The 14,983-nt window shown below is 71.6% G+C and carries 15 protein-coding genes; 7 read left to right on the top strand and 8 right to left on the bottom strand.

What is annotated here, in order from left to right; genetic code table 11:
* Positions 1 to 137: 137 nt before the first annotated feature.
* Positions 138 to 1,091: an aldo/keto reductase gene (locus Q9R33_RS04500; protein WP_311292998.1), complete on the bottom strand. Its 954-nt coding sequence runs from the start codon at positions 1,089 to 1,091 to the stop codon at positions 138 to 140.
* 136 nt (positions 1,092 to 1,227) lie between these two features.
* On the opposite strand from Q9R33_RS04500, the gene Q9R33_RS04495 reads away from it, so the two are divergent.
* From Q9R33_RS04495 to Q9R33_RS04485, 3 genes are all read left to right on the top strand, one after another.
* On the top strand, positions 1,228 to 2,259 hold the full coding sequence (locus tag Q9R33_RS04495; RefSeq protein WP_311292997.1) for an LLM class flavin-dependent oxidoreductase: 1,032 nt from the start codon (positions 1,228 to 1,230) through the stop codon (positions 2,257 to 2,259).
* Positions 2,260 to 2,399: 140 nt separating this feature from the next.
* Positions 2,400 to 2,756 (top strand): SPW repeat protein, encoded by a 357-nt coding sequence (locus tag Q9R33_RS04490; protein WP_056369293.1) that lies wholly within the window; start codon positions 2,400 to 2,402, stop codon positions 2,754 to 2,756.
* Between the two features lie 66 nt (positions 2,757 to 2,822).
* On the top strand, positions 2,823 to 3,434 hold the full coding sequence (locus Q9R33_RS04485; protein WP_056369292.1) for a TetR/AcrR family transcriptional regulator: 612 nt from the start codon (positions 2,823 to 2,825) through the stop codon (positions 3,432 to 3,434).
* A gap of 15 nt (positions 3,435 to 3,449) precedes the next feature.
* Here Q9R33_RS04485 and Q9R33_RS04480 read toward each other — a convergent pair whose 3' ends face one another.
* A complete protein-coding gene (locus tag Q9R33_RS04480) occupies positions 3,450 to 5,207 on the bottom strand; it encodes a Na+/H+ antiporter (protein WP_311292996.1) in 1,758 nt (585 codons plus the stop codon).
* Positions 5,208 to 5,348: 141 nt separating this feature from the next.
* Here Q9R33_RS04480 and Q9R33_RS04475 point away from each other — a divergent pair, with 141 nt between their 5' ends.
* Positions 5,349 to 5,684: a cupin domain-containing protein gene (locus Q9R33_RS04475; RefSeq protein ID WP_056369289.1), complete on the top strand. Its 336-nt coding sequence runs from the start codon at positions 5,349 to 5,351 to the stop codon at positions 5,682 to 5,684.
* Positions 5,685 to 5,719: 35 nt separating this feature from the next.
* Here Q9R33_RS04475 and Q9R33_RS04470 read toward each other — a convergent pair whose 3' ends face one another.
* From Q9R33_RS04470 to Q9R33_RS04460, 3 genes are read right to left on the bottom strand one after another with little or no spacing between them, the layout of a single operon-like run.
* Entirely contained in the window at positions 5,720 to 6,808 is a 1,089-nt protein-coding gene (locus Q9R33_RS04470) for a DNA glycosylase AlkZ-like family protein (RefSeq protein ID WP_311292995.1), read from the bottom strand.
* A complete protein-coding gene (locus tag Q9R33_RS04465) occupies positions 6,805 to 8,034 on the bottom strand; it encodes a nucleotide disphospho-sugar-binding domain-containing protein (RefSeq protein ID WP_311292994.1) in 1,230 nt (409 codons plus the stop codon). The genes Q9R33_RS04470 and Q9R33_RS04465 overlap by 4 nt, the downstream gene beginning before the upstream one ends.
* Positions 8,035 to 8,069: 35 nt before the next feature.
* Entirely contained in the window at positions 8,070 to 8,432 is a 363-nt protein-coding gene (locus tag Q9R33_RS04460; RefSeq protein ID WP_310245260.1) for a helix-turn-helix domain-containing protein, read from the bottom strand.
* A gap of 109 nt (positions 8,433 to 8,541) precedes the next feature.
* Between Q9R33_RS04460 and Q9R33_RS04455 the strand changes: the two genes are divergently transcribed.
* Positions 8,542 to 9,417: an SDR family oxidoreductase gene (locus Q9R33_RS04455; protein ID WP_311292993.1), complete on the top strand. Its 876-nt coding sequence runs from the start codon at positions 8,542 to 8,544 to the stop codon at positions 9,415 to 9,417.
* 62 nt (positions 9,418 to 9,479) lie between these two features.
* On the opposite strand, the gene Q9R33_RS04450 is transcribed toward Q9R33_RS04455, so the two are convergent.
* Positions 9,480 to 9,881, bottom strand: a complete 402-nt coding sequence (locus Q9R33_RS04450) for a PPOX class F420-dependent oxidoreductase (RefSeq protein WP_310245256.1) — start codon at positions 9,879 to 9,881, stop codon at positions 9,480 to 9,482.
* Between the two features lie 44 nt (positions 9,882 to 9,925).
* Positions 9,926 to 11,599: an ATP-binding cassette domain-containing protein gene (locus Q9R33_RS04445; RefSeq protein WP_311292992.1), complete on the bottom strand. Its 1,674-nt coding sequence runs from the start codon at positions 11,597 to 11,599 to the stop codon at positions 9,926 to 9,928.
* A 244-nt stretch (positions 11,600 to 11,843) separates the two neighbouring features.
* Between Q9R33_RS04445 and Q9R33_RS04440 the strand changes: the two genes are divergently transcribed.
* Entirely contained in the window at positions 11,844 to 12,419 is a 576-nt protein-coding gene (locus tag Q9R33_RS04440; RefSeq protein WP_056369276.1) for a DUF2510 domain-containing protein, read from the top strand.
* 4 nt (positions 12,420 to 12,423) lie between these two features.
* Here the strand turns inward: Q9R33_RS04440 and Q9R33_RS04435 are convergent, their stop codons facing one another.
* Entirely contained in the window at positions 12,424 to 13,161 is a 738-nt protein-coding gene (locus tag Q9R33_RS04435) for a CoA pyrophosphatase (RefSeq protein WP_311292990.1), read from the bottom strand.
* Between the two features lie 152 nt (positions 13,162 to 13,313).
* On the opposite strand from Q9R33_RS04435, the gene Q9R33_RS04430 reads away from it, so the two are divergent.
* A complete protein-coding gene (locus Q9R33_RS04430) occupies positions 13,314 to 14,942 on the top strand; it encodes an FAD-dependent oxidoreductase (RefSeq protein ID WP_311292989.1) in 1,629 nt (542 codons plus the stop codon).
* The last annotated feature ends 41 nt before the right edge of the window (positions 14,943 to 14,983 follow it).

Here is a 14,983-nt window from a genome sequence, read left to right as displayed (position 1 = left end):
CGGCGCCGTCTTCTCTCGGCCATCGTAGGCACCGCGCGCGCACCCGGGACAGGGGGTGCGCGCGCGGTGCGTTCTCGAGGGCCGGGTCGGACGACGATGACGTGCACCGTGCTCGTCGTCGCCGCACTGCAGGGTGATCAGACGGCCGCGGGCGTCCACTCCGACACGCGGGTGAGCGCCTCGACCTCATCGGCCGTGAGCTCCACGCGGGCGCCGTCGAGCAGATCGGCGACCTGCTCCACGCGCGATGCGCTCGCGATCGGGGCGGCCACCGTGGGCTGCGCGCGCAGCCACGCCAGGGCCGTTGCCGCGATCGAGACGCCGTGGGCGCGGCCGATGCCCTCGAGCGCGTCGAGGATCTCGAGCCCCTGGGCGGTGGCGTACTGCGACGCGGCGCCGGCGCGCGGGGAGGACTGGCCCGCAGCATCCGTCGACCGGTACTTCCCGGTGAGGAAGCCCTTCGCGAGCGAGAAGTAGGGCACCAGGCTCAGGTCGAACTCCTGCGCGAGCGGGATGATGTGCTCCTCGACGTCATTGCGGTGCACGAGGTTGTAGTGCGGCTGGACGGCCACGGGCAGCGCACTGCCGGCGGCCTGCGCGAGACCGACCCACTCGCGGATGCGGTCGGCGCTGTAGTTCGAGACCGCGGTGTAGCGCACAAGTCCGTCGGTGACGAGCTCGCCGAAGGCGGCGACGGTCTCCTCCAGGGGAACCGCCTCGTCGTCGAAGTGGGCGTAGTAGAGGTCGATCGCGTCGACGCCGAGGCGCTTCAGCGACGCTTCGGCAGCAGCCCGCACGTTCTTCGCCGACAGCCCCTTGAATCCTGGGTGCTGGCTGACCTTCGTCGCGACGACGACGTTCTCGGGCCTCCGCGCCGCCAGCCACTCGCCGATGATCGTCTCGCTCTCGCCGCCGGAGTTGCCGTCGACCCACGCGCTGTACGAGTCCGCGGTGTCGATGAAGTTGCCGCCGCCGGCGTGGAACGCGTCGAGGATCGCGAACGACGCGTCGCGGTCGGCCGTCCAGCCGAACACGTTGCCGCCGAGCGAGAGGGGAAGGACGTCGAGGGAGCTGGTTCCGATGAAGGTCATGCTTCGAGGCAACCATGGGGTGCGCCGATCGCTTCCCCGATGACGCGACATGACGCCTCGCGACCGGCCGCGGCATCGGCCGTGGCGCGAGTGCATTCACCGGAATGGATGCTGCGCGCGTACGGTTGCAGACGACATGCAGCGTTTCGGAACCCTCTCGTTCGGACACTATGGCCCGCTCGGCGGCGGGCGACAGCTCACCGCCGCCGACTCGATGCTGCAGGCGATCGACCTCGCCCAGGGCATGGACGAGCTGGGGGTGAACGGCGCGTACTTCCGCGTGCACCACTTCGCGCGCCAGCAGTCCTCCCCCATGCCGCTCCTGGCCGCCATCGCCGCACGCACCGAGAACATCGAAGTCGGCACCGGCGTCATCGACATGCGCTACGAGAACCCCCTCTACCTGGCTGAGGAGGCGGCATCCGTCGATCTCATCTCGGGCGGCAGGCTGGCGCTCGGGGTGAGCCGCGGCTCACCCGAGACCGTCGTCCGCGGCTACGAGACGTTCGGCTACACCGGCTCGGAGGACCCGCGGGGCGCGGACCTCGCGCGCGAGCACTTCGACCTCCTCCTGCGAGCGATCGACGGCGAAGGGCTGGCGGAACGGGATGCCTCGTCCCCCTTCGGCACCGGCACCACCGGGCTGCAGCGCATCGAGCCGCACTCCCCCGGCCTGCGCTCCCGCGTGTGGTGGGGCGCCGGCAACCGCGACTCCGCGGAATGGGCCGGCCGGACGGGCGTGAACCTCATGTCGTCGACCCTCCTCACCGAGGCCGACGGCACCCCGTTCGACCTGCTGCAGGCGCAGCAGATCGACGCGTTCCGCGCCGCGTGGCGCGAAGCCGGGCACGCCGGAGAGCCGCGGGTGTCGGTGAGCCGGTCGATCTTCCCCATCACCACCGCCGAGGAGCGGATGTACTTCGGCGGTCGTCAGGACGGCGACCAGATCGGGGTGATCGACGGCATCCGCTCGACCTTCGGCAAGACCTACGCGGCGGAGCCCGACGAGCTCGTCGAGCAGCTCAAGGAGGACGCCGCGATCGCATCGGCCGACACGCTGATGCTCACGATCCCGAGTCAGCTGGGCGTCGAGTTCAACCTGCGCGTCGTCGAGTCGTTCGCCAAGTACGTCGCACCAGCGCTCGGCTGGCAGTCCACGCGCGTCTGACCGGATTCCCTCTCTCCTCGAGGCGCCGCGGAACCCCTCATCGTCGCGCGGGCGGGTTCTTGACCGGTCGGTCAGTCGGGCGTACCGTTCGAATCGACCCCCGATCGGGAGCCATCTGATCTCGAAAGGAGGAGATCCGAATGAAGAAGTGGACTCGCTGGGAGGACTGGGTCGCAGCCGGTGTCGGCCTCATCGCCGTGGTGTGCGCGTTCGCCCTGCCGCAGATGGGCGCGTCGATGCCGTGGATGCTGATCGTCGGCGTCCTGCTGATCGCCGCAGGTGTCGCCAACCTCGCGATGCCGGGGATGGTGGCGATGGAGTACGTGCAGCTCGCGCTCGGCGCGCTGCTGTTCGTGGCTCCTTGGCTGGGCGGATACGCCGACATGCAGTCCGGCGCCGCCTGGGTCAGCTGGATCGGTGGAGCGGTCGCGGTGATCGTCGCCGCGCTCGCCGTGAGACCCGCCATGCACATGCACGACCAGGCCCTCCCGCACTGAGGTGCGAGCCGAGACGGGGGCGCCGGATCAGACCGACGCCCCCGCCGACCTTTTCCAGGACTCGACATGACCCGCAGTCGCGAGAGCCGCACGCTGATCCTCGACGCCGCCGAGCGCCTCTTCGCAGAGCGCGGCTTCGATGCCACGCCGACGACGGCGATCGCCGACCTCGCCGGTGTGCCCAAAGGGCTGCTGTTCTACTACTTCCCCACCAAGACCGATCTGCTCCGCGCCCTGGTGGGTGAGCGCCTGGACCTGGATCCGATCGACACCTCCGGACTCATCGCGCGCGGGGATCCGGCACAGACCCTGCTGAACGTGACGGACCGATTGCGTGAACTGCAGGCAGAGTCGGCGGTGCAGCGGGTCATCGTCTGGCGCGAACACCGCACGCACCCGGAGGTGCGCGAGAAGCTCCACGACTACCGCAGTCAGCTGCAGGCGCTCGTCGAGCGTGTGCTCGGCGCGAGCATCCTCCACCCGATCGCCGCGCGCCGGGTGCGCACCGCGGCGGCGGCCTGGGTGGCGATCATCACGACGCCGACGCTCCTCGACCGCCTCGGCGAGGAGGAGCCGATCACGGGTGAGGAGGAGATGCCCATCGACTCCGCGGAGTCGGCGGACCTGCCCGCCCTCGCGGACCTGATCTCGGCCGGCCTGCGCGACACTGCGGTGTGAACCCGCCGACGGGCGTCAGTCGAGCGTCTCGATGCCGGTGATCCGCAGCTCCTCGACGTCGAGACGCGTCTGGATCTGCGTCACGACGGCATCATCCACCGCGCCTTCGCGGCGCAGGCGATAGAGCACCTCGCGCTTGCGATCGAGCACCGCGATGCGCAGCCGCGAGTACTCCTCGTCGCGCTCACGGGGCGAGGGCAGCGGGGCGGGCGCCTCCAGGAGAGCCGTGGCCGTGGCGGATGCCTCTTCCGCCGCCTCCGGCCGCTCTGCGCCCGCTCGGGACAAGCCGGCAGCCGTCGCCGCATCCGGCACGGCGTCACCCGTCTCCCCTATCCTGCGGTCGAGGTCGGCGATCTGGCGGTCGACCTCCGCCTGCTCTCGCGCTTGCGCGCGCTCGTTGTTGCGCTCGAGGAACTCGTAGTAGTCGCGAGTCAGCCGATCTCGCGTCTCCTCGCTGATGCCATGGTCGAGCGCGATCTCCTTGACCGCGGTGAGAGCGGCACCCGTGATCGCGCGCTCGGCGAGTTCGAGCTCCTTCTGCATCGCCATGTCGTCGGGCAGGCGCGCCCACCGGACGACCGTGGGCAGCAGAGGTCCCTGCACGAGCAGCGTCAGGAGGATGACGCCGGCCGTCACGAAGATGATCTCGTCGCGGCCGGGCAGTGCCTCCCCCGAGGCGGCGGTCAGCGGCACCGACAGGGCGATCGCGAGCGACACCGCACCGCGGAACCCGGCGACGGCGCTCACGATCCGCGCCCGATAGGTCGTGCGGCGCAGACGCTGCGAGGGCCGGCGATCGAGCAGGCGGATGATCATGACGGACGTCGTCTGGAAGACGAACCGCGCGACGAGCAGCACGAGCCACACCGCGACGGTCATCACCGCCAGCCAGCCGATCTCGCGGCCGGGGATCTCATGAGCGACGGCTTGCACCTCGAACCCGATCAGCACGAACAGCGAGCCGTTGAGCAGAAAGGAGCCGAGGGGCCAGGTCCATGCGGCCTGCCGGCGCGAGGCGGCGGTGCTGATGCGCGGTTGGATGTAGGCGATGATGAGGCCCGCGACCACAACGGCGAGCACGCCCGACGCGTGAATGAGCTCGGCCACCAGAAACGCCGTGAACGGCACCAGCAGCAGAGCGATATTGAGGTTCAGCGTGTTGCGGGTGCGTCGCATCACCAGGTAGGCGAGACCCGCGACGACGATACCCGCGGCCGCCCCGCCGACGTACGACAGCGCGACGAGGCCGGTGACGTCCAGCGGGGTGTACGTGCCGCCGACCGCCACTCCCACGGCCACCCCGTAGATGACGAGCGCCGTGCCGTCGTTGGTGAGGCTCTCGGCTTTGAGGTTCATGAAGTTGCGACGCGGCAGCATGCGGCCGAGCGCCGCCACCGCGGTCGCATCCGTCGGGGCGACCGCCGCCCCCAGGATGAGGGCGGCGTCCCACGGCAGGCCGAGCAGGTACGCGATGCCGGCGACGGCGAACGCACTGGCGACCACCAGCGCCGTGCTCATCAAGAAGATGCCGCGGAAGTCGCGGCGGATCGACCGCAGTGAGGTGGTGAGGCTCTCCCAGAACAGCAGCACGGGAAGGAACAGCAGCAGCACGGTCTCAGGCGGCAGTTCGATCTCGCGAACCTCGGGGATGAATCCGAGCGCCAGCCCCGCGACCACCAACAGCAGCGGAACCGCCACCCGGAGCCGGGGCGCCAGGATCGCGCCGGTGAGCACAGTGATCCCGACGAGCACGGTGACTTCGAGTCCGTTCATGCGCGGTCTCCCTTCAGTGCAATGATCCACGCAACCGCGCACGGGGCGAAGGGATTCCCGATGCCGGCGGCCGCAGGGCCTGTCTCAGTCGGCGGCCGCGCGGGTAGACTCCGGCCTGTCGAGGCGATGGAGGCGACGCGGATGGACAGCACGGATCTGGCCGATCTGATCGACGACCTGACCGCGAAGGCGCGCGACGCGTCGAGCGGGCGCGCCGCGCGCACCATCCGCGGCGGTCATGAGCACGCCCTGCGCGAGACCGTCATCGCGCTGTGCGCCGGTCACGAGCTCGCCGAGCACGAGAGCCCGCACGAGGCCACGTTGCAGGTGCTGCGCGGGCGGGTGCGACTCCTCGCCGGCGACGAGGCGTGGGACGGAGCATCCGGCGATCACCTCACGGTGCCGCCGCAGCGCCACAGCCTTGCTGCGCTCGAGGACTCGGTCGTGCTGCTGACCGTCTCGAACCGCGTGCCCTGACACTCGGCCTCCGGTGCCCCGCCGCCTGGCCCCGTTCAGGGCAGTCCCGTGACCGAGACGCCGAGCCATTCTGCGAGTTCGGCGATCTCGGCACGCACCATCTCGGATTCCTCGGGCTCGAACGGCAGGAACTCGTGCAGCGCGTTGATCTTGAGCACCTCGCGCTCGCGGTCGACCTCGGCGTCGAGCATCCCGACGAATCGGTCGCCCATCAGGATCGGGTGCGCGAAGAAGCCGTATCGCCGCTGGGCCTTCGGCTTGAACTGCTCGAGCACGTAGGTGAACTCGAAGACCTCCTCGAGCCGCTTGCGGTCGAAGAGCAGGCTGTCGTACGGGTTCAGGAAGGCCACACGACCGCCGGAGTCCTCCTCGTCGAGCGCGGCGAGCGCTTCGGGGTCGACGCGATACTTCGTGGTGCTGCCCTCGACGACGGCGGGTTCGCCGGTGTCCTTCGCGACGCCGCTCCAGTGCCAGTGGGGTTTCGTGAGTCCCGCCGACTGGAGTCGGCGCGCCGCCAGCAGTTCAGCGGCCTCGTCGTCCGCGTACACGGGCAGGTCCTGCGGGTACACGCGCGCGGCGAGGTCCCAGACGCGGTGCCGACCTTCACGGCCGGTGACCGCGACCTCGCCCTGGCGCAGCAGGAAGTCCAGCATGTGGGGCACCTGGTTCGATCCCGACCAGCCGTCGGGCGCGCGGCTCACCTGTGCCGTGTCGGGGATGTCGCTCGCGAGGAGTGGACCCTCGGCGCGCAGCCGTGCGAGCACGTCGGCGCGGAACCCCGCGTTCGCCTCCAGCCACTGCCGGCTGCTCTCGCGCTGCGGCCACCGGCGCATCGCCGGAAGCATCAGCGGCAACAGGCTCATCGGCCGGAACGTGCCGTCGAACTCGAAGAGCAGCCGGTCGTCCTCGACGACCTTGCGCAGCTGACCCGGCTCATACGACCAGCCGATCCTCGACCACAGCACGGTGTGCTCGCACGGCGCGATCGTCGCGGTCGGGTCGATCTTGATGTAGCCGAGCTGCTCGGCCACCTCGACGACGTCACCGGGCCGCTCGGCGTCGAGCAGCTGCGCGCGCACCACGATGCGCCGCGCCTGATCCCGCGTGAGCTGATGCGCCGTCACAGCGTCGCGATGCTCTTCTCGATGACGCGGGCCGATGCTGCGGCCCCGTCCTCGCCGGCATACGCGGCGCGCACGCGCTCGGCCGCGGTGCGCATCCCCTCGTCCGCCAGCAGCCGCCGCACGGCGTCCGCGAGCGCGGGCGTGCCCGCCTGCTTCGGCGTCAGCGCGAGAGCGTTGCCCTGCCGGACGCACTGGTCGACGTTCCAGACCTGCTCGGGCTGGAGCCCCATGCCCACGAACGGGATGCCGGCAGCGCAGGCCGTCTGCACCGTTCCCTGCCCGCCGTGGAGCACCGCCGCGTCGACGAGCCCGCCGAGGCGGTGCGCCGGCAGGAGCCCGGTCACGTGGACGTTCGGAGGAAGAGCGTCGTCGTCCCGCAGGTAGTGCTGCACCGGCGCGATCACATTCACGGGAAGCGTGCCGAGCTGCGACGCGGCCGCGAGCACCATCTCCCGGTTCGCCGACGAGCCGAGCCCGAGGTAGACGAGCGGCTCGGAGCGCTCCGCGAGCTCGGCCACGATGGGCGGCATCGGCACGTCGATGTGGGCGAAGATCGGTCCGACCCGCTGGTAGGCGGCAGGAAGCGTGTAGCCCTCGAGCTCCCAGGGCATCACGGTGAGGAGGTTGTGGTCGGCCTCGAGCAGCGACACCACGGTCGTGAGAGGCGGAACACCGTTCGCCTTCGCAACCCGGCCGAACGCCCGGGGCGCGAGCGGCAGCCGGTTGTAGGCCAGGCGCAGCGCGCTCGTCGCCACGCGGTCGAGCGCGTGGGCGATCCGGCCGCTCCCCCGCACCATCCCGAGCCGCACGGTCTGGGCGACCTGCGGGCGAGTCAGCGCGAACGGCACCGCATAGAACAACGGCACCTTCTCTGCCCGCGCCGAGATCATCGACGTCACGTTCGACCCGATCACGACGGCTGCGGCTTCCGTCCGCCGGATCAGCGCGCGCTCGGCGTCCACCCGTGCGGACACCAGCTGGTCGGTGAGCGGACTGCGCAGCGTCTTGCCCTGGTCGAACCGCATCAGCTGCTCCCGCTGCGCGGCGCTCATCGAAGGCTCGGTCGAGCGGTAGTCGAAGCCCGCGTCGGTGATCAGATGCGCGAAGTCCGGCTCGTACCCCAGGAACACGGCCCGATGTGCGGGATCGAGCGCCCGCGCCACCTCGATCATGCGCGTCACCTCGGCGAGGTTGAACGTCACGGGGCAGAAGAGGACGGTCGCCATGCCGTCATCCTGGCAGGCGGACCGCCCAGGGCGTCTCAGCGCTCGACGATGTCGCCCGCGTGCACGCCGATCCACGCCATGAGCGGCATCATGCGCTCCATCAGCTCGTCGCCGAGCGGCGTCAGCGAGTACTCCACGCGCGGCGGCACCTCGGGATACGACGTGCGCGCGACGAAGCCGTCCTTCTCGAGGGTGCGCAGCGTCGAGGCGAGCATCTTCTCGCTGATGCCCTCGACGGTGCGACGCAGCTCGCCCCACCGGATGGTGCCCTCGGTGAGGGCCATGAGCACGAGCACGCCCCACTTGCTCATGACGTGGTCGAGGACGACCCGCGTCGGGCACGCCTCGTCGAAGACGCCGGGAATCTCTGCCCGGATTTCCGCAAAACTCACCACCACGTGGGTACCTTACCTCAAAGTGGGTACCCTCCGTCTGGAATGTCACTGGTCGCCGCGGGCGTTGGCCTGGGGTGAGTGCGCAAGGCGCCTCCCCACCGAAAGGACACCCATGACCATCCTCGTGACCGCCGCCGGCGGACAGCTCGGCCACCTCGTCATCGACGCGCTCCTCGATCGCGGCGTCGCCCGTGGCGACATCGTCGCCGGCGCCCGCACGACCTCGAAGGTCGCCGATCTGGTGGACCGCGGCATCCGTGTCGTCCCGCTCGACTACAACGCTCCCGAGTCCGTCGCCGCCGCGCTCGAGGGTGTCGACGCCCTGCTGCTCATCTCGGGGTCCGAGCCCGGCCGGCGCTACGAGGGCCACGTGAACGTGATCGACGCGGCCAAGGCCGCGGGCACCGCGAAGGTCGTGTACACGAGCCTCGCGCACGCCGACTCCGTCGACTTCGTGCTCGCGCCGGATCACAAGGCGACCGAGGAGTACCTCGCCGCCAGCGGCGTCCCCGCCGTCGTGCTCCGCAACAACTGGTACACCGAGAACTACACGCCCGATGTGCTGCGCGCCGCCGAGACCGGTGCGATCGCCGCGTCCGTCGGTGACGCGACCGTCGCCGCCGCGAGCCGTGCCGACTACGCCGAGGCTGCGGCCGTCGTGCTCACCGACGACGGCCACCTGGGCCGCACCTACGAGCTCTCGGGCGACACCGCCGTGTCGTACGCCGACCTCGCCGCGGCCGCCGCCGAGGTGCTCGGCCGCGAGGTCGCCTATGTGCCGGTCTCTCGCGAGCAGCTCGAGGCGGCGCTCGCCGAGGCGGGCCTCGATGCGGGCACCGTCGGCTTCGTCGCCGAGATGGAGGCCGGCATCGCGCGCGGCGTCCTGGCCGGCGCCGACCCGACGCTCGCGCGCCTCCTCGGCCGCCCCACCACGCCGGTCGGCGAGGGCCTGCGCGCCGCCGTGCAGGCATCGCGCGTCAACGCCTGACCCGCCGACAACGAAGGGGAGGGATGCCGCAGCCGCAGCATCCCTCCCCTTCGCCGTCGGCCCTACTGCCGGGTCGCGCGATCGATCGCCATCACGAGGATCACGCGGTCCTCCTTGTCGCGGGGCGGGGTGGAGCTCGGGTTGCCGTACCGGTTCTGGAGCCGCACGTAGAACGCACCCTCGGGGTCGGGGACGACGTCGACGAGCTTGCCCGCGACCTCGAGGTACCGGAACGGCGAGTCGGGGTCGAGGATCGACAGCGACATCGACGGGTTGTGCTGCAGGTTGCGGTACTTCTGGCGGTAGTTCGTGTGCGTGAACCGGACGTGCTCCCCGTCGAACTCGAACCACATCGGGTTGACCTGCACGGTGTCGTTGGGCCGGATGGTCCCGAGGTGCGCGTACACCGGGAGCGCGAGCAGGTGGCGGCGGTCAGCGGGGACGATGTCGTCGACGTGAGGCATGGCTCCAGTCTGCCGTTGCTCCGGAGGCTGAGGGTCGAACGGTGTCACACACGCACCCCCAGGTCGATGCGGTCCCACTCGACGACGTCGCGAAGCAGCTGCCGGTCGTGGGTGGACACGACCACGGCTGCATCCGTCGCCTGCAGCGCCGCCGTCAGCTCGTCGACGAGCGTGAATGAGAGGTGGTTCGTGGGCTCGTCGAGGAGCAGCACGTGCGGGCGCACCGCGAGGGCGAGCGCGAGATCGAGCCTGCGCACCTGCCCCATCGACAGCTCTCCGACGCGGCGCCCGGTCTCCCGCGACGTGAGCAGCCCGAGCCCACTCAGGCCGGTCGCCTGCGACGCCGCGAGCGCGCCGGACGCGACTGCCTTCCCGATCCGCTCGTCGTAGAGCTCGGACGCACGCCGGTCGGGATCGAGCACGGACTCCTGACGCAGCAGGGAGAGACGGATGCTGCCGCCCCGGCGCACCGCGCCCCCCAGGGCACCCGCTTCCTGGGCCGCAGCGTCCGCATCGTGGGAGTGGACGGCGCCGGCCAGCGCCGCCAGCAGCGTCGACTTGCCGGCGCCGTTGGGGCCGGTGACGACGACCCGCGCGCCGCTGTGGAGCACCAGCGAGACAGGCCGCGGCATCCGTCCGTCCAGGTGCACGTCCTCGGCGACCAGCAGCGCCGCCGCGCCGCGGGACGGCAGCGCCGGGAATGCGAACCGCATCGGCGGCGGGGGCACGGTGACGGCGTGCGCCTCGAGCGCGGCGCGGCGGCGGTGCACCGTCTGCGTGATGCCCGCGGCGCGGGTGGCCCGCCCGTGCTTCGGCGATCCCTTCTCCGGCCGCCAGCCGGTCACGAGCCGGTTCTGCGCCGCGCTCAGGTCGTCCTGCAGCCGTGTCCGCTCGGCCTGCTCGCGGTCGTACAGCTGCTCCCAGCGCTCACGTTCGGCCTCGCGCCCCTCGCGGTAGGCGTCGAAGCCGCCGTACACGCGCGGACGATCGTCGGACGTCGGGTCGAGGTCGACGAACGTGTCGGCCACATCGGCGAGCAGCGCACGATCGTGGCTGACGACGACGACGCCGCCTGCCCGCGCGCGCAGCTGCGCCGTGAGGAAGTCGAGGCTCTGCCGGTCGAGGTGGTTGGTCGGCTCGTCCAGCAGCAGGAAGTCGTGGTCCGCGCCCAGCAGGCACGCGAGACGCACGCGATAGCGCTGCCCCACGGAGAGTTCCGCCAGCGGCCTCTTGCGGTCCGTCTCGGCCCCGAGCGCTTCGAGCGCGACCTCGACACGCCGCTCGGCATCCCAGGCGTCCAGCACGACGGCGCGGTCGAGCGCCTCCGCGTACGCGTCGGCAGCAGCGCCTGTCGGGTGATCCGTGCTCAGGGCGACGGATGCCTCGTCCAACGCGTCGAGAGCCGCAAGGGCGTCCGCGATCGCCTCGGCCACCGCGTCGCCCACCGTGCGGCGATCGCCGTTCGGCATCTCCTGCTCGGCGAGCGCGAGGGTGCCCACGCGCGCGATGTCGCCCGCGTCGGGCACGAGCAGGCCGGCGAGCAGGTGCAGCAGTGTGGACTTGCCACGGCCGTTCTCGCCGACGATCGCCATGCGCGCGGAGGGCGTGACCACGAGGTCGACGTCGTTCAGGATCCGGTGACCCGCACGCGAGAACGAGACGCGCGCGGCGGTGAGCTGCGCGCGGTCGCGCGCAGGAGTGTGCGTGAGGGAAGGCATGTGGTGTGTCCACTTCCGAGACCGAGGTCTCTGCGGGCACGCCGGGCCCGGGGGCGCGCGCGTGCGGATGATCTGACGGAGGGCCCGAAGGGGCCGGATGCTGCGGGCACGCGTCGCTCGGATGACTCGACGAGCGACGTGCGGGCGTGGCCGCGCCGTCGGATCAGATGAAGAAGTAGAAATGCACGGGTCGAGCATAGCCGCCGCTGCTGGACACCGCCCGGGCACGAACTACGCTCGGACCATGGCGACGCAGCCCGCACCGGGGTGGTACGACGACGGCTCCGGCAAGCAGCGCTGGTGGGACGGCACGCACTGGACCGACCAGTACATCGACCTGCGCGAGCGCGACACCGCGCTGCGGACGGACGCCGGTCCCGCCGCCTCCCGGCCGGCGCAGGCGGGCTGGTACGACGACCAGCGCGGACGCACGCGGTGGTGGGACGGCCGCCGCTGGACCGGCGAGGTGCGATACAGCGGCCAGGAGCAGGACTTCGCCGGCGTGGTGATCGACGGCCGATGGATCCACTTCGGCGACCTGAGCCAGCCGGTGAGCGAGGTCGCCGCCTCGGCGGACTCGGGCGATGCGCTGCTGCGACGCGCGGAGTTCACGAAGGCGGCGGTCGAGCGGCGGATGTTCGGGCCCGCCGGTCCCATCACGCCGCGCACGCTCAACCGGGCGATCACGCGCGTCGCCCCGCACCTCGTGATCGCGGGCCCGCAGCTGTGGGTCGTGCCGTTCCCGCCGGCGCGCGATACCGAGGCCCGCCGCTTCATCACCTGGGTGAACAGCAGCGCCGACCACTACCGCTACCGCTGACGCATCAGTCGGGAACCGTGAGGGGGAGCTCCCGCTCCTCGTCCCACGGCTCGGTCCACCCGAGGCGGCCGAACAGCGCGTCGAGCACCATGCCCGTGAACCCCCACACCAGGTGCTCGCCGGTCGCATGCCGCACCAGGAATCCCGGGCCCCGCCACTCCTGGCCGCCGCGGCGGATCACCGTGACACCCCGGTTCCCCGGGTTCAGCAGATCGGCGACAGGCGCGCGGAAGACGTCGGCGGACTCCGCCTCGTCGACGACGCGGACCGGTGACGGATGCCGCCACCACGCCAGCACCGGAGTCACCACGTGCTGCGAGAACGCGAGGGGGATGTCGACGAGCTCGCCGAGCACCTCCACGCCGGCGGGGTCGAGGCCGGTCTCTTCACGGGCCTCGCGCAGCGCCGCGGCCACGGGGCCGTCGTCGCCCGGATCGATACGGCCGCCGGGGAAGGCGACCTGGCCCGGGTGCGCGCGCAGCGTCGTCGCGCGCGACAGGAGCAGTACGTCGAGATCGCGCGACACCGCGTGGGCCTGCGTGTCGTGGTCGCTGGGGAGCGTGTCGAGCACCCCGAAGAGCATGAGCACCGCCGCCGGGCGCGGATCGGCCGGTGAGGGCAGATCGAGCAGCGCGCCCGCGCCGGTCGCGGACGCGTCGGCGAGCGCGGAGAGCTGGGCACGCGCGCCGAGGGCGAGACCAGGACGTGCCTCGCCGGTCTGCGGAGTCGACGGCTGCGGCATCCGTTCAGGCTACGCCGCATCACCGACACGCGGTCGCTGCTGAGGGAACCTGCTGTTGACCGCCGCTCGGCCGTGCCGCTACGTTCGCCCCGTGGCGCACCGGCGCCATCGGGCTCACCGCGCCGCGTGTGCCTGCGCTGCTGGGGAGCCGCATGATCACCGTCGAAGGCCTTCGGGCGCTGCACGTCTTCGCCGAGGTGCCCGACGCGGCCCTCGCCTCCCTCGCCGGTGCGGTGGAAGACATCCGGCTCGCGACGGGCGAGTACTTCGCGCACGAGGGCGACACCCGCGCCCTCTTCGTCGTGATCGAAGGGCTGGCCGAGATCACGAAGGTGGTGGGCGCCGAGGAGCGCGTCATCGGCACGCGCCGGCCGGGTCAGTTCTTCGGCGAGGTCCCGATGACCCTCAGCACGCCGTTTCCGGCGAGCGGCCGCGCCGGGGAGCCGACGCGCGTGCTCAAACTCGAGCCCGCGGTCTACTACTCCCTCGCCGCGGCTGCGCCGTCGGTGCCCGACCGGGTCGCGGGGCTCGCGCGGCGCTACCTGGACTCGCTGCAGACCATGGCCGCCGAGCAGCACGAGTACGAGGTCCGGCTCATCCAGCCACGGCGCAGCGCCCGCGCGCATCGCGTGATCGGGTTCCTCACGCGCAACCAGGTCGACTTCGAGCGCGTGGACGTGGATGCCGCCGCCGACGCCGCCCACTACCCGGTGCTGGAGCTCGCGAGCGGCGCGCGGTTCGAGAATCCGACGATGCGCGAGATCGCCGAGGCGGTCGGGCTCGATGTGACGCCCGCAGCCGGCCACTACGACGTCGTGATCCTGGGTGCCGGCCCCGCCGGTCTCACCGCCGCCGTGAACGCCGCCGCCGAGGGTCTGCGGACGCTCGTCGTCGAGACCTTCGCACCCGGCGGCCAGGCGGGCACCTCGACACGGATCGAGAACTACACCGGTTTCCCGTTCGGCATCTCGGGAGACGACCTCGCGAGACGGGCGTTCACGCAGGCCCAGCGGCTGGGCGCCGAGATCGTGGTCACCCGCACGGTCGAGGCGCTGGACCCCGAGACGCGCGAGCTGACACTCGACGGCGGCGACGTCGTGCGCGCCGAGGTCGTCATCCTCGCGACGGGCGTGGTGTGGCGGACGCTCCCGGTCGCGGGCGTCGACCGGTTCCTCGGCAGCGGCGTCTACTACGGCGCCGCCCGCAGCGACTCGGCCGTGGCGCAGGGCGCGGACGTCTGCATCGTCGGCGCCGGGAACTCGGCCGGGCAGGCGGCGCTGTTCTTCAGCCGGCACGCACGGTCGGTCACGATGCTCGTGCGCGGCGAGTCGCTCGAGGCGAGCATGTCGCGCTACCTCATCGACCAGATCGCGGCGATCCCGGCCATCCGCGTCGAGACGCGCAGCGAGGTGGTCGGACTGCACGGCGGCGATGCGCTCCGCTCCGCCGACATCGCCGACCGGCGCACGGGCGCCGTCGCGGAGCGCGACGTCGACGTGCTCTTCGTCATGATCGGGGCCGACGCCGAGACCGCGTGGCTGCCGGCCGAGATCGCCCGCGACGCGCGCGGGTTCGTGCTCACCGGAGCAGATGCGGCGGAGTCGGGCTCGTGGCGCGAGGGGCGCCGCCCGTTCGCCCTCGAGACGACCGTGCCCGGCGTCTTCGCGATCGGCGACGTGCGGTCGGGTTCGGTGAAGCGCGTCGTCGCCGGCGTCGGCGAGGGCGGCGCCGCGATCGCGTTCACGCACCAGTACCTCGCCCTCGGCGCGGCCGGTACCTGACGCCATGCACAGCATCGGAGGATTCGCGCGACACGCCGGGT

This window comes from Microbacterium sp. PRC9 (genome assembly GCF_031844125.1).
In the GTDB taxonomy this organism is placed as follows: domain Bacteria; phylum Actinomycetota; class Actinomycetes; order Actinomycetales; family Microbacteriaceae; genus Microbacterium.
This window is presented reverse-complemented; position numbering and strand designations above follow the sequence as displayed.